We start from the raw sequence: 14,179 nt of genomic DNA, 5'->3' as shown, positions 1-14,179 counted from the left end.
ATCTTTCATGAGCTTTAGCAAATCTTAGCTTTTCGACTTTGAAAATGTCCGTAACTCGGCACAGGACGTGCCGAGCCGAGCGGCCCTCAGGACGAGGGCATCGCGAGGGTAGGACTTTTCAAACAAAGAAAAGCTTAGATTTGATTAGCGAAATGAACGAATTCCAATAAATCCTTCATGGGGCTGATTCTTGTATTTCAATATCTAAAAATATAACAGCACATAAAAACATTTAGTTTCGTGTTTTTGAAACAGCATTTTAAGAGGTTTTTACCATAAAGCTGATATATAACAGAATTATCTATTTTAAATTTATTGTAACAACCATTGAAATACTAATTAATATGTGATATATTACTTTAGTCAAATTGTTTAAAAATTATGTCAACTTTGTTAAAATTGTAACAATCCAATTTTTATTTACATTTAATAACATTGAATTGGACTCTTTTATAGTTTATAATTAAATTGTTTGAAAATTATAAAAAGAAAGTCTATTATTGGTTAATGATTATATTCATTAACCAATAATATATAATAAAAAATGCCATAAAAATAACAAGCAAGGGGTGTGAATTTGATGAATCAACAAAATTGCTGCTGCTGTGGCGGAAATCATGTTGATGAAAGATTAGAAAAGGTAATGAAGGTTATCGAAGAACACAAGACAGTAAAAGGTGGCCTTATTCCAGTACTACACGAAATACAGGATACATACGGCTATCTTCCAGAGGACATATTAAAGATAGTTTCAAAGGAACTTGATATTCCAATGGCTGAAATATTTGGTGTAGCTTCCTTCTATTCATATTTCTCACTTGAACCAAAGGGAGAACACATAATAAGAGTATGTCTTGGAACAGCTTGCTACGTAAAGGGAGCACAAGGTCTAATTGATAGATTAAGCAAGGAACTAAACGTAGAAGTTGGTAAAACAACAGAGGATGGAAAGTTTACACTTGAAGCTACAAGATGTCTTGGAGCTTGTGGACTTGCACCTGTAATGGTTATAGGTGAAAAGGTATATGGAAGAATTACTCCAGATGATATTCCAAACATATTAAAAGAATATCAAGACAAATAAGGCGATATTATGAGGGAGCTTTCGCTTCATATAATGGATATAATTGAGAATTCAATTAGTGCGGATGCAACTCTTATTGAACTTTATATTGTAGAGGATGTTTTTAAAAATACCTTTACTATAAAAATAAAGGACAATGGTAAGGGTATAGACGAAGAAATGCTAAAAAACATAACTGACCCATTTGTAACATCAAGAACTACAAGAAGAGTGGGATTAGGGCTTTCTTTATTTGAAAGCACCTGCTTAAGGTGTAACGGGAGTCTTAAGGTTTACTCAAAGGTAAATGTAGGTACAGAAGTTGTGGCTACAATGGAACACTCAAATATAGACAGGCCACCACTTGGGAAAATTGAGGAAACTGTAGTAACTGTTTTATTGAATCCAAGTATAGATTTAGTATATGAGCATATTTACAATGATAAAAAGTTTGTACTTGATTCAAGAGAGATAAAAAAGATACTTGGCAGTGATGAAATTAATACTCCAGAGGTACTTTTGTGGATAAAGGATTTTATTAAGGAAAATTTAAAAGAAATTAGTGGAGGTGCCTTCTAATGAAAACTATACAAGAATTAGAAGAAATTAGAAAAAGAACCCTTGATAAGGTTAACCAAAGAAAGGATAGAACAACAACAAGAATAGTTGTTGGTATGGCAACTTGTGGTATTGCTGCAGGTGCAAGACCTGTTCTACTTGCTATTATGGAAGAGGTTGAAAAGTTAGGACTTACAGATGTAGTAGTTGCTCAAACAGGATGCATAGGTCTATGCAAGATGGAACCAATCGTTGAGGTTATAAAACCAGGTGAAGAAAAGGTTACTTATGTAAAGATGGATGCAGAAAAGGCAAGAAGAATAGTAAGAGAACACATTAAGGATGGAAATGTTGTTGAAGAATATACAATGCACGTTATCCAAGGAAAGATATTAAACGACTATAAGGTAGAAAAAGAGTGATTGGAGGGAAAAGCATGGCTTTCTATCGTTCACAGGTTTTAGTTTGTGGTGGTACAGGCTGTACATCATCAGATTCAATGAAGATTTTAGAAAAGTTTAAAGAAGAAGTTAAAAAACACAATATAGAAAATGAAATAGAAATAGTAAGAACAGGATGTTTTGGTCTTTGTGAATTAGGTCCTGTAGTTATTGTTTATCCAGAAGGAGCCTTTTATTCAAGAGTAAAGGTTGAAGATGTAGAGGAGATAGTAGCAGAGCACCTTGTTAAAGGTAGACCAGTTACAAGACTTCTATATACAGAAACAGTAGATGAGGGAAGAATAAAGTCCCTAAATGAAACAGGATTCTATAAAAAGCAAGAAAGAATAGCACTTAGAAACTGTGGTGTTATTGACCCAGAAAACATAGATGAATATATCGCCTTTGATGGATACAAGGCACTTGCAAAGGTGTTAACTACAATGACTCCAGAACAAGTAATTGAAGAAGTTAAAAAATCTGGTTTAAGAGGTAGAGGCGGCGGTGGTTTCCCAACTGGACTTAAATGGGAGTTTACTGCAAAGTCAAAGGCAGATCAAAAGTATGTTGTATGTAATGCAGATGAAGGAGACCCAGGTGCCTTTATGGATAGATCAATACTTGAAGGAGACCCACATTCAGTATTAGAGGCTATGACAATTGCAGGATATGCAATTGGTGCAAATCAAGGATACATCTATGTAAGAGCAGAGTATCCAATAGCAGTTCAAAGACTTAAGGTGGCTATAAATCAAGCAAGAGAATATGGACTACTTGGAAAGAATATATTTGGAACAGACTTTAGCTTTGATATAGAAATAAGACTTGGTGCTGGTGCCTTCGTATGTGGTGAAGAAACTGCACTTATGAACTCAATAGAAGGTAGACGTGGTATGCCAAATCCAAAGCCACCATTCCCAGCACAATCAGGACTTTGGGAAAAGCCAACATTAATTAATAACGTTGAAACTTATGCAAATATCCCTCAAATTATAGTAAGAGGTGGAGAATGGTTTGCTTCAAAAGGAACAGAAAAGAGCAAAGGAACTAAGGTTTTTGCACTTGGAGGAAAGATTACAAATACTGGACTTGTTGAAGTTCCAATGGGTATAACTCTAAGAGAAGTTATATATGAAATAGGTGGAGGAATTCCAAACGGAAAGAAGTTCAAGGCTGTTCAAACAGGAGGACCATCAGGTGGATGTTTAACAGCAGAACACTTAGATACTCCAATTGAGTACGATACCTTAACTGCACTTGGCTCAATGATGGGTTCAGGTGGTATGATTGTAATGGATGAAGATACTTGTATGGTTGACGTTGCAAGATTCTACCTTGACTTCACAAGAGATGAGTCCTGTGGTAAGTGTACTCCTTGTAGAATAGGTACTAAGAGAATGCTTGAAATATTAGATAGAATAGTTGAAGGAAAGGGTACCTTAGAAGACCTTGATAAGCTTGAAGAATTAGGAAAGCAAATAAAGGCTGCTTCACTATGTGGTCTTGGACAAACTGCACCAAATCCAGTATTATCAACACTTAAGCACTTTAGAGATGAATATGTTGCACACGTTGTGGACAAGAAGTGTCCAGCTGGAGTATGTCAAGCACTACTTCAATACACAATCATTGAAGAAAAATGTAAGGGATGTAGCCTATGTGCAAGACAATGTCCAGTTAATGCAATTTCAGGACAAGTAAAGAGCCCATTTAAGATTGATCAAGATAAGTGTATTAAGTGTGGTGCTTGCTTAGATAAGTGTCCATTCAAGGCAATAGTTAAGAAATAGGAGGTACAAGGAACTATGGAAATGGTAAAGTTAACTATAGATGGAATAGAAGTAGAAGTACCAAAGGGGACTACTGTAATTGAAGCGGCAAGAAAAGTGGGCATAAATATTCCAAGTCTTTGCTATTTAAAGGGTGTTAGCCATACATCAAGCTGTAGAGTTTGCGTTGTTGAAGTTGGACCAAGACTTATAGCATCATGTACACTGCCTTGTGAAAATGGAATGGAAGTTAAGACAAATACTCAAAAGGTAAGAGAAGCAAGAAAGACAGTTGTTGAGCTTCTACTTTCAAACCACAAGAGAGAATGTACTTCTTGTAATAGAAGTGAAAATTGTGAACTTCAAACACTTTCAAAGGAACTAAACATAAGAGATATAAGATTTGAGGGTGAAAGACTAAGCTACGAAATAGATAATTCATCACCATCACTTGTAAGAGACCAAGAAAAGTGTGTTCTTTGTGGAAGATGTATAAATACTTGTAAAAATGTACAAACTGTAGGTGCAATAGATTTTTCAAGAAGAGGATTTAACACAAGAGTATCAACTGCACTTGATAGAGACATAGCTGAAACAGTATGTGTAAACTGTGGACAATGTATAATGGCTTGTCCAGTTGGTGCACTAACTGAAAAGGAAAACATTAAGGACGTATGGAAGGCACTTGCTGATCCTGATAAGTTTGTTGTTGTTCAAACTGCACCAGCTGTAAGAGTTGCACTTGGTGAAGAGTTTGGAATGCCAATTGGTACAAGAGTTACAGGAAAGATGGCAGCGGCATTAAGAAGACTTGGATTTGACAAGGTATTTGATACAGACTTTGCGGCAGACCTTACAATAATGGAGGAAGGAACAGAACTTCTCTCAAGACTTGAAAAGGGAGAAAACCTTCCACTAATGACAAGCTGCTGTCCTGGATGGGTTAAGTTCGTAGAACACTTCTATCCAGAACTTATAGAAAACCTTTCAACTTGTAAGTCACCTCACGAAATGGAGGGTGCATTAATAAAGCACTACCTTGCTGAAAAGCTTGGTGTTGACAAGAAGAATGTAGTGGTTGTTTCAATAATGCCTTGTGTTGCTAAGAAGTTCGAAGGACAAAGAGAAGAACTTTCAAATGAAAATCTACAAGACGTAGATTATGTATTAACTACAAGAGAACTTGCTCAAATGATTAAGGAAGCAGGAATAGATTTTACAAAGCTTCCAGATGAAGAATTTGATAATCCGCTTGGAGAATCAACAGGTGCAGCTGTTATATTCGGTACTACAGGTGGAGTTATGGAAGCAGCTCTAAGAACAGTATATGACCTACTTTCAGGACAAGACTTAGAATCAATAGACTATGTACAAGTAAGAGGAACTACAGGAATTAAAGAAGCTGAACTTACTCTACCAAACGGAAAGACTATAAGAGCGGCTGTTGCCCACGGACTTGCTAATGCAAGAGAGCTTATGGAACTTGTAAAGAGTGGAGAAAAGCACTATGACTTTATAGAAGTTATGGCTTGTCCAGGTGGATGTGTAACAGGTGGAGGACAACCAATAGTAGACTCAAGAACTCAAGCTTGTATAGATGTTAAGGCAGAAAGAGCAAAGGCTATTTATGATGAAGATAAGGATATGCCAATAAGAAAGTCACATAAGAACCCATACATCATAAGACTATATGAAGAGTTCTTAGGAAAGCCAAATAGCCATAAGGCACACGAACTACTTCATACACATTATGTAAAGAGAGATAGATTCTAATTGCTATATTGTGTAAATTACATTAGTGTGATAAAATAATAGTAAGGTATCCGCCAAAGTGGTTCTACTGTTTTGGGGGATGAATATATAGAACCTGATTGCAAGGAGTATTCTGAGCAAGAGGGGAAGGATATAGATAGACTAAGTATGGCCATTTTATGCCTTCCAGCTTTTGCTGGAGGGCATTTTTACTTTAGAAGGAGGAATTTAAAATGGAAAAAAGGCTTGGAGTTGTTGCAATTGTAGTTGAGGATTTAGAAAGGGCAGAGGATGTTAATTCAATCCTACACGAATTTAATAGTTTAGTAGTGGGAAGAATGGGAATACCCTATAGAGATAGAGGCGTATCTGTCATTTCACTAATTGTGGATGGAACGACAGATGAGATTAGTGCAATGACAGGTAAGCTTGGAAAAGTAAAGAGTGTAAGTGTAAAATCAGCATTAACAAAGAAATAGGTGATAGGATGAAGGAATTAATATACAAGATAGTTGAAGGATACGAACCTACATTAGATGAAATGGAGAAGATACTGTCTTTAAATGAAGAGGATGCAGAGGTTTTATTTAAGGCTGCAGATGAGGTAAAAAAGATGTATTTTGGAAATGAAGTACACATAAGAGGAATAATAGAATTTTCAAGCTACTGTAGAGCTGACTGTCACTACTGTGGATTACGTTGTAGTAACAGAAGTCTTCCAAGATACAGAATGGAAAAGGATGAGATAGTAGAATGTGCAAAACAAGCAGTAGATGCGGGATACAGAAGCTTAGTGCTTCAGTCTGGAGAGGATTTATACTATACAAAGGAAATAATAGGTGAAATAGTAGAGAGGATAAAGGAGTATTCAGATGTTGCAATTACTTTAAGCATTGGTGAGAGAAGCTTTGAAGAGTACGAATACCTAAAGGAAAAAGGGGCAGACAGATTTTTAATGAAGCACGAAACAGCAGATGAATCTTTATACGATAGCCTTCACCCACATTCAAGTTTCAAAAACAGAATAGAATGTCTAAAAAATTTAAAGACGTTAGGCTACCAAGTTGGAAGTGGATTTATGATAGGTCTTCCAGGTCAAACCTTAAGAACAGTTGCAAAGGATATTATGTTACTTAAGGAACTTGATGTTGATATGGCAGGAATAGGGCCATTTATACCCCATAAAGATACACCACTTGGAACTTATGAGGCTGGAAGTGCATTTTTAACAGTAAAGGCTGTAGCACTGACAAGAATACTTTTAAAAAGACCTCATCTTCCTGCAACAACTGCACTTGGAGTATTAAATACAAAATACAAAGATAAAGTCTTCTCTGCGGGTGCCAACGTAATAATGCAAAAGGTTGAGCCACATAAGTATAGAAGGTTATATGAAATTTATCCAAAGGATATAAAGTTTGAAAAGAGCATAAGGGAAGAAAGAAAGGAATTAGAAAACTATCTGTTGAGTTTAGGACTTAAAATTTCAGATAGTAGGGGCGATGCCCTCAAAATTTAGGAGGTTTTAGTATGGAAACTATAAAGCAAACATTTATAAATGATAATGAAATTTTTAATATGTTAGATGAGGCAAAAAAGAAGGCTGAGGATAGAGAATATGTTTTAAGTATATTAGAGAAGGCAAAGGAAGCAAAGGGACTTACTCCATTTGAGGCAGCAGTCTTATTAAACATTAAGGATAAAGTGCTTTTAGACAAGATGTTTAAAATGGCAAAGGAGATAAAGGAAAAGATATACGGAAGAAGAATAGTTCTATTTGCACCACTTTATGTTAGCAACTACTGTGTTAATGAATGTGAATATTGTGGGTATAAGCATTCAAACTGTGACTTTAAGAGAAAAAAGCTAACTATGAGTGAACTTATTGAGGAAGTTAAGGTTTTAGAGTCACTTGGACATAAAAGACTTGCCCTTGAGGCTGGAGAAGACCCTCAAAACTGTCCAATTGAATATATCTTAGACTGTATAAGAACAATATATTCAATTAAATTTGATAATGGAAGTATTAGAAGAATTAATGTAAATATTGCTGCAACAAGCGTTGAAAACTATAGAAAATTAAAGGAAGCAGAAATTGGGACATATATACTTTTCCAAGAAACATACCATAGAGAAACCTATGAAAAGATGCATAAAAAGGGCCCAAAACATAACTACGACTATCATACAACGGCAATGGATAGAGCTATGGAGGGTGGAATTGATGATGTAGGACTTGGAGTTTTATATGGACTTTATGACTACAAGTATGAAACTGTTGCAATGCTTCTACACGCACAGCACCTTGAAGAGAAATTTGGAGTAGGCCCTCATACAGTTTCTGTCCCAAGGCTAAAAAAGGCAGAGGGGGTTGATTTAGATAAGTTCCCCTATTTAGTATCAGATGAAGATTTTAAGAAGATTGTAGCAGTATTAAGACTTTCCCTACCTTATACAGGAATGATTCTATCCACAAGAGAAGAGCCAAAGTTTAGGGATGAAGTAATAGCACTTGGTATATCACAAATAAGTGCAGGTTCTTGTACAGGTGTTGGTGGATATGTTGAGTATTATAAGGGAGAACACCACGATGATGAAAAACCTCAATTTGAGGTAGGAGACCATCGTTCACCTCTTGAAATAATAAAGAGTCTATTAAGGGGCGGATATATACCAAGCTACTGCACAGCCTGTTATAGAGAAGGAAGAACTGGAGATAGATTTATGAGGCTTGCCAAAACAGGACAGATAAACAATGTATGTCAGCCAAATGCCCTAATTACACTAAAGGAGTTTCTACTTGATTATGGTGATGAAGAGGCAAGAATATTAGGAGAGGAAGTAATAAAGAGAGAACTTGAAACAATTCCTAATGAGAGGGCAAAGGAAGCTGCAATAAAGATGCTCTATAGAATAGAAAAGGGAGAGAGAGATTTAAGATTTTAGGAGGAATACTATGTTAGATACACCAAAGGCAAATAGGCTTCACATTGCAATATTTGGGAGAAGAAATGCTGGAAAATCGAGCCTTATAAATGCAATAACTGGTCAAGAAATAGCTCTCGTGTCAGACTATGCAGGAACAACAACAGACCCTGTATATAAAGCTATGGAACTTCTACCAATTGGGCCTGTTGTTATTATAGACACAGCTGGTATTGATGATGAAGGAGAAGTTGGAGAATTAAGAGTTAGAAAGACAAAGGAAGTTTTGGATAAAACAGACCTTGCACTACTTGTATTTAGTGCAGAAAATACTGACTTATCAATGGAGAAGGAATGGTATTCTCTTTTAAAGGAAAGAAAGATACCTACAATTGGAGTTGTAAATAAGATAGATGTTAAGGATTTAGACGTAGAGGAACTTAAAAAGGAGTTTGATTTACCCTTTGTTAAGGTTAGTGCAAAGGCTAAAATAAACATTGGAAAACTAAAAGAGGCAATACAACAGTATGTACCAGAGGATTATGAGAGAAAGACAATTTTAGGTGATGTAGTAAAACCAAAAGATTTGGTTGTTTTAGTTGCACCACAGGATATTCAAGCTCCTAAAGGAAGGCTAATACTTCCGCAGGTGCAGGTCATAAGGGATATATTAGACAATGATGCACTGGCACTAACTGTAAAGGACAGTGAACTAACTGATATTTTAAGTGCATTAAATAGAAAACCAGACTTAGTTATAACTGACTCACAGGTTTTTGAAAAGGTAAATAGAATGTTAGATAAGGATGTACCTCTAACCTCCTTCTCAATTTTAATGGCAAGATATAAGGGAGAATTAAAAATACTAATAGAAGGTGCAAAGGCTATTGATACATTAAAGGACGGAGATAAGGTGTTGATTGCAGAGGCGTGCACACATCATCCACTTCAGGGGGATATTGGACGTGAAAAGCTTCCAAACTGGTTAAGACAAAGAACAGGTGCAGACCTTGATATAACAGTAAATGCAGGAGTTGATTTCCCTGAGGATTTAACTCAGTATAAACTTATAATCCACTGTGGTGCGTGTATGTTTAATAGAAAGCAGATGATGACGAGGATAATAAGGGCAAGGGAGCAGAATGTGCCAATTACTAACTATGGTGTAGCAATTGCATATATGAATGGAATACTTGATAGAGTGACAGGGATGCTAATTTAGCATCCCTTAGACTTGAAAAGTTATATTTAGTTAGCCCCATGAAGGATTTCTTGGGCATTCGTTCATTTCGCTAATCAATTCTAAGCTTTTCTTTGTTTGAAAAGTCCTACCCTCGCGATGCCATCATCCTGATGGCCGCTCGGCTCGGCACGTCCTGTGCCGAATTACGGACTTTTTCAAAGTCGAAAAGTAGAATTGCTAAAGTTCATGAAAGAGCCTTAAAAATCCTTTCATGGGGCTTTGCTAAATTCAGTCTATCTTATGTGTTGCTAACAAATTTGGATGCTAATTTAGCATCCCTTATTTGTTAAAATTTATTATAAATTGTAAAAAATATATTGTATGAATTTAAACGTTATGTTACAATATCGTAAGTTACGAAAAATGTAATATTATGATATATTTTATCAAAATATATCATAAATTGATATTTTAAATATTAAAGATAAAGGTTTTGTTATTGGTTAAAGAGTTAATTTTAAACTAAATGTTAAAATATTAACCAATAAAGCCAACTAAAACTTTGAGATGAAAAGGTCAAATGAGGGGAGGAAAATTATGCAGTCTGTTAGGAAAAAAAGTATTAGTTCAAAGATTATTTCCACATATTTTTTGTTATCCTTTGTACTTGTATTTTTAATAATGTGTATAGTTTACCTTCAGTTTAAAAATGTTATTCAAAATAATGTGCTGGAGTCAAACTCTGATTTTATAGTTGAACTTTTAGATAGGCAGTATGCAGGCGATTGGAGGGTTGAAGGGGAAAAGCTTTATAAGGGAGACAAGATTATTAACGAAGATTATCAAATGCTTGATGCTATAAAGAATATTACAAAGGCAGATGTAACAATATTTTTAAATGATATCAGAATAAATACAACCGTTGTAAAGGATGATCAGAGGCAGGTTGGAACAAAGGCTGCACAAAATGTAGTAGATAAGGTATTAAAAGAGGGAAGTAGCTATAAGGGAACTGCAGATGTAATAGGTAAAAAATATGTTACTATATATAAGCCCATAAAGGATAGTACAGGAAAAGCTATTGGTATGATTTTTATAGGTTATCCAGAAAGTTATGTTTTTGGAATAATTAAGACTCCTATGATTTTAATAATTGCTATATCTCTATTGGTTCTTTCACTTGGGGGCACTGTCTTTTATTTAATTATAAGAAGAAATGTAATAAAACCAATAGAAAAACTAAATAAAAATCTAAATGCTATTTCAGATTTAAATTTCAAAGTTACAGTAGATAAAAAGTTATTAGATAGACGTGATGAAGTAGGAGATATGTTTAATAGCCTTGATAAGATGATGAATACTCTAAAGGAAATGGTTAAAAAGCTTTCAGATAGTTCATTAAATCTATTTGAGGAGGCAAATAGTTTAACTGCAGTTTCGCAGGAGATGGCTGCATCATCTGAACAGGTTGCATCAAGTGTTGAGCAGGTGGCAAGTGGTGCACAGGAACAATCAACAAGCATAGATGAAATAATGTTTGCCTTTGAAAAATTATCTAATGTAATGGATGAGGCTTATGTTAAATTAAACAGTGTAAAAAAAGAAGTACAAAGTACAGAACAGAAGGCATCAATTGGAAAGAATGAAATGGATAAGTTAATTTTATCAATTGAAGATATAAGAGCTGCCTTTAATACTGTTGCAGAAAAGCTAAATACTTTAAATGCTTCTGTTTATAATATAAGCAGCATTGCAGATGTTATAAAGGGAATATCAGAACAAACAAATCTATTGGCACTTAATGCAGCAATTGAGGCATCCCGTGCAGGTGAAGCAGGACGTGGTTTTGCAGTTGTAGCAGATGAGGTTAGAAAGCTTGCAGAGGAATCAAAAAAGTCAACGGATGAAATAGTTAACATAATTAATATGATTCAGACAGAGACAAAGGAAGTTTTAGAAACATCAAATAATGTTGAAAGGTTTATAGATAGCCAAAAGGAATCAATTAAGGCAACAGTTTCCTCATTTACGGATATACTATCATCAGTTGAAAATATAACTCCTCTTATAAACGCAACAACAGAGTATGTAGATGAAATGATAGAATATAAAGATGAAACAGTAAGCAAGATAGAATCTGTTAACCAAATAGCAACTGAAAATCTATCAGTTGTTGAGGAGGTAAGTTCATCCTCAGAGGAGCTTTCAGCATCATCAGAAGAGGTTGCGTCAGCATCAGAAAAGTTATTGGCATTGGCAGATGGGCTTAAGGATGTTGTTAACAGTTTCAAGATATAAATTTAAAATTTAAAAAGAGAGGGTATGCCCCTCTCTTTATTACAAAAATTTTGAAAATTTATGATATGATATAGAAATAATTGTAATTTTATGCTATATTTTAATTTATATAGATTAAATTGTTTGGAGGATTTAAAAATATTATTGTTGAGAATTATGGAGGCAAATATGGGGTTTAGGAAAAAGGTAAAAATAATGAAAACAGTAGACGTTTTAGATAGTGTTACAAACCTTTTAAATAGAACATCCCTTATATATAAAAGATGTAAAGAAGAAAATATTATTGTATATGTTGATATAGATAATTTTAAGCTAATAAATGATACCTATGGTCATTTATTTGGGGATTTATTGCTTAAAAGATTTGCGGAATATATGAAGTCTAAATTACAAGGAATTGGGAATATATACAGATATTCAGGTGATGATTTTGTTATTATTTTTGAAAAAGTAGATGAAGAATATGCTTTAAATTTACTTGATGATATTAAAGATGAAATAAAAAGTAATATTTATGTAAATAACATAAAGGTATCAGTCTCATTAAGTGCAGGTTTATATAAGCCCTTTAAAAATGAAGCTGTCTTAGAGGCTGTTAGAAAGGCAGACATTGCACTACACGAGGCAAAAAATATATCAAAGTCCCTTATTATAAAGTTTACAAAGGAACTTGAGGAGAGAATAGTTGAAAAAACAAAGGTTGTTAATAATGTGTATAATGCAATGAAGCAAAATGAAATATGTGCCTATTATCAGCCTATTTACTCTACAAAGGAAAATAAAATAACAGACATAGAGTCATTGGTTAGGTGGAATAGTAGTATATTAGGCCCTGTATCACCAGCAAAGTTCATACCGATAATTGAAGAGGCTGGTTATATAAGGGACTTGGATGAATTTGTATTAAGAAGGGCAGTTAAGGATTTAAAGTCAATTTTAGATAAGGGAATAAAGATACAACTTAGTTTAAATGTTTCTGCTGAAACATTATCTCATCAATATATTGAAAGATTATTAAATGTTTTAAAACAAAATGGTGTTTCAACAGAATATATTAAGATCGAAATTACAGAGACAGCACTTTTATCTAATAGATTAGAGATAATAGAGAGTGTAAAGTATGCAAAACAAAAAGGAATTAAGGTATCCTTTGATGATTTTGGTTCAGGATATTCATCTATTAGAAACCTTATGATTTTCCCCTTTGATGAGGTAAAACTTGATAAAATGTTTATAGATAAAATATTAATTGAAGAAAAATACTATTATTTAGCTAAAAAGTTTATTGAGGTATGCCACTATTTTAACTATGAGGTTGTGGCAGAGGGAGTAGAGACTAAAGAACAGTTTGAGGTATTAAGAGATTTAGGATGCGATAAGATACAGGGCTATTATATAGCAAAGGCACTTCCTATAGACAAATTAGGAGATATGCTACTTAAAAATTAGAAGTAAGGGGTGAATAATATGCACAAATTTAACCCTATGAATGCTGCAAAACTTGATAATCCTACAAGAAGAAAATATATGCCACCATTTAAGACGTTAGAGAAGTTTGGACTAAAACAAAATGGAGAAGGAATATTTTTAGACATAGGATGTGGTATAGGTTATTTTACAATACCTGCAGCAAAAATCTTGGCAAAGGGTAAGGTTATAGGACTTGATATTTTAGATGAAATGTTAGAGCTTGCAAAGGAAAGGTCTTCAGGTATAGAAAACATAGAGTATAAAAGGTGCGAAGAGTATTCTTTTCCTGTGGGAAATAGTATTTCTGATTATGTTATGCTGTCAAATGTTTTGCACGAAATACAAGATAAAAGTAGGTATATTAACGAGATAAAAAGAATATTAAAAATTGGCGGTAGGGTTTTTGTAATAGAGTGGAGGAAGATAGAAACAAATTACGGACCACCAGCTAACCATAGAATATCTCAAGAAAATGTTATAAAGTGGTTTGAGGAAGAAGGATTGAAGTTTATTTCAGAAATCGATGTATCTGAACACCATTATGGATTGATATTTGAGAAGTAAATTTTATAGAGCATTAACCTTAAGTGGTTAATGCTCAGGCTGTTGAAAAAGGTATATTTTGATTAGCCCTATGAAGGATTTCTTGGGCATTCGTTCATTTCGCTAATCAATTCTAAGCTTTTCTTTGTTTGAAAAGTCCTACCCTCGCGATGCCATC

The 14,179-nt window shown here is 34.3% G+C and carries 12 protein-coding genes; all 12 read left to right on the top strand.

The genetic code is table 11. The annotated features are described in order from the left end of the window. Positions 1–580 precede the first annotated feature (580 nt). Positions 581–1,084 carry an NADH-quinone oxidoreductase subunit NuoE gene (nuoE, locus tag JG776_RS08125; RefSeq protein ID WP_027307864.1) on the top strand — a complete coding sequence of 168 codons (504 nt, stop codon included), beginning with the start codon at positions 581–583 and terminating at the stop codon, positions 1,082–1,084. 9 nt (positions 1,085–1,093) lie between these two features. Continuing rightward, a complete protein-coding gene (locus tag JG776_RS08120) occupies positions 1,094–1,642 on the top strand; it encodes an ATP-binding protein (protein WP_291966446.1) in 549 nt (182 codons plus the stop codon). After that, positions 1,642–2,043 carry a (2Fe-2S) ferredoxin domain-containing protein gene (locus JG776_RS08115; RefSeq protein ID WP_273963610.1) on the top strand — a complete coding sequence of 134 codons (402 nt, stop codon included), beginning with the start codon at positions 1,642–1,644 and terminating at the stop codon, positions 2,041–2,043. The genes JG776_RS08120 and JG776_RS08115 overlap by 1 nt, the downstream gene beginning before the upstream one ends. A 14-nt stretch (positions 2,044–2,057) precedes the next feature. Then, positions 2,058–3,851 carry an NADH-quinone oxidoreductase subunit NuoF gene (gene nuoF / locus JG776_RS08110; protein WP_291966440.1) on the top strand — a complete coding sequence of 598 codons (1,794 nt, stop codon included), beginning with the start codon at positions 2,058–2,060 and terminating at the stop codon, positions 3,849–3,851. Positions 3,852–3,866: 15 nt separating this feature from the next. Further along, positions 3,867–5,603: an NADH-dependent [FeFe] hydrogenase, group A6 gene (locus JG776_RS08105; RefSeq protein WP_291966438.1), complete on the top strand. Its 1,737-nt coding sequence runs from the start codon at positions 3,867–3,869 to the stop codon at positions 5,601–5,603. Between the two features lie 212 nt (positions 5,604–5,815). Beyond that, positions 5,816–6,061 carry a TM1266 family iron-only hydrogenase system putative regulator gene (locus tag JG776_RS08100; RefSeq protein WP_291966436.1) on the top strand — a complete coding sequence of 82 codons (246 nt, stop codon included), beginning with the start codon at positions 5,816–5,818 and terminating at the stop codon, positions 6,059–6,061. A gap of 8 nt (positions 6,062–6,069) precedes the next feature. Further along, positions 6,070–7,101 carry a [FeFe] hydrogenase H-cluster radical SAM maturase HydE gene (gene hydE / locus JG776_RS08095; protein ID WP_291966434.1) on the top strand — a complete coding sequence of 344 codons (1,032 nt, stop codon included), beginning with the start codon at positions 6,070–6,072 and terminating at the stop codon, positions 7,099–7,101. A gap of 11 nt (positions 7,102–7,112) precedes the next feature. Continuing rightward, a complete protein-coding gene (gene hydG, locus JG776_RS08090; RefSeq protein WP_291966432.1) occupies positions 7,113–8,528 on the top strand; it encodes a [FeFe] hydrogenase H-cluster radical SAM maturase HydG in 1,416 nt (471 codons plus the stop codon). 10 nt (positions 8,529–8,538) lie between these two features. Continuing rightward, a complete protein-coding gene (gene hydF / locus JG776_RS08085) occupies positions 8,539–9,729 on the top strand; it encodes a [FeFe] hydrogenase H-cluster maturation GTPase HydF (protein WP_291966430.1) in 1,191 nt (396 codons plus the stop codon). 558 nt (positions 9,730–10,287) lie between these two features. Then, positions 10,288–11,988 (top strand): methyl-accepting chemotaxis protein, encoded by a 1,701-nt coding sequence (locus JG776_RS08080; RefSeq protein ID WP_291966428.1) that lies wholly within the window; start codon positions 10,288–10,290, stop codon positions 11,986–11,988. A 168-nt stretch (positions 11,989–12,156) separates the two neighbouring features. Then, positions 12,157–13,437 carry a bifunctional diguanylate cyclase/phosphodiesterase gene (locus JG776_RS08075; protein WP_291966426.1) on the top strand — a complete coding sequence of 427 codons (1,281 nt, stop codon included), beginning with the start codon at positions 12,157–12,159 and terminating at the stop codon, positions 13,435–13,437. Between the two features lie 18 nt (positions 13,438–13,455). Next, positions 13,456–14,022: a class I SAM-dependent methyltransferase gene (locus JG776_RS08070; protein WP_291966424.1), complete on the top strand. Its 567-nt coding sequence runs from the start codon at positions 13,456–13,458 to the stop codon at positions 14,020–14,022. Positions 14,023–14,179 lie beyond the last annotated feature (157 nt).

The organism is Caloramator sp., assembly GCF_020054765.1.
GTDB lineage: Bacteria > Bacillota > Clostridia > Clostridiales > Caloramatoraceae > Thermobrachium > Thermobrachium proteoclasticum.
Note: the sequence above shows the minus strand (reverse complement) of the source record. Positions and strands in the feature narration are given on the sequence as shown.

Coding starts and splice junctions, on each gene's coding strand:
- hydG (WP_291966432.1), top strand. CDS start 7,113: ATGGAAACTATAAAGCAAACATTTATAAATGATAATGAAATTTTTAAT.
- hydF (WP_291966430.1), top strand. CDS start 8,539: ATGTTAGATACACCAAAGGCAAATAGGCTTCACATTGCAATATTTGGG.
- nuoF (WP_291966440.1), top strand. CDS start 2,058: ATGGCTTTCTATCGTTCACAGGTTTTAGTTTGTGGTGGTACAGGCTGT.
- JG776_RS08070 (WP_291966424.1), top strand. CDS start 13,456: ATGCACAAATTTAACCCTATGAATGCTGCAAAACTTGATAATCCTACA.
- JG776_RS08105 (WP_291966438.1), top strand. CDS start 3,867: ATGGAAATGGTAAAGTTAACTATAGATGGAATAGAAGTAGAAGTACCA.
- JG776_RS08075 (WP_291966426.1), top strand. CDS start 12,157: ATGGGGTTTAGGAAAAAGGTAAAAATAATGAAAACAGTAGACGTTTTA.
- JG776_RS08120 (WP_291966446.1), top strand. CDS start 1,094: ATGAGGGAGCTTTCGCTTCATATAATGGATATAATTGAGAATTCAATT.
- JG776_RS08100 (WP_291966436.1), top strand. CDS start 5,816: ATGGAAAAAAGGCTTGGAGTTGTTGCAATTGTAGTTGAGGATTTAGAA.
- JG776_RS08080 (WP_291966428.1), top strand. CDS start 10,288: ATGCAGTCTGTTAGGAAAAAAAGTATTAGTTCAAAGATTATTTCCACA.
- hydE (WP_291966434.1), top strand. CDS start 6,070: ATGAAGGAATTAATATACAAGATAGTTGAAGGATACGAACCTACATTA.
- nuoE (WP_027307864.1), top strand. CDS start 581: ATGAATCAACAAAATTGCTGCTGCTGTGGCGGAAATCATGTTGATGAA.
- JG776_RS08115 (WP_273963610.1), top strand. CDS start 1,642: ATGAAAACTATACAAGAATTAGAAGAAATTAGAAAAAGAACCCTTGAT.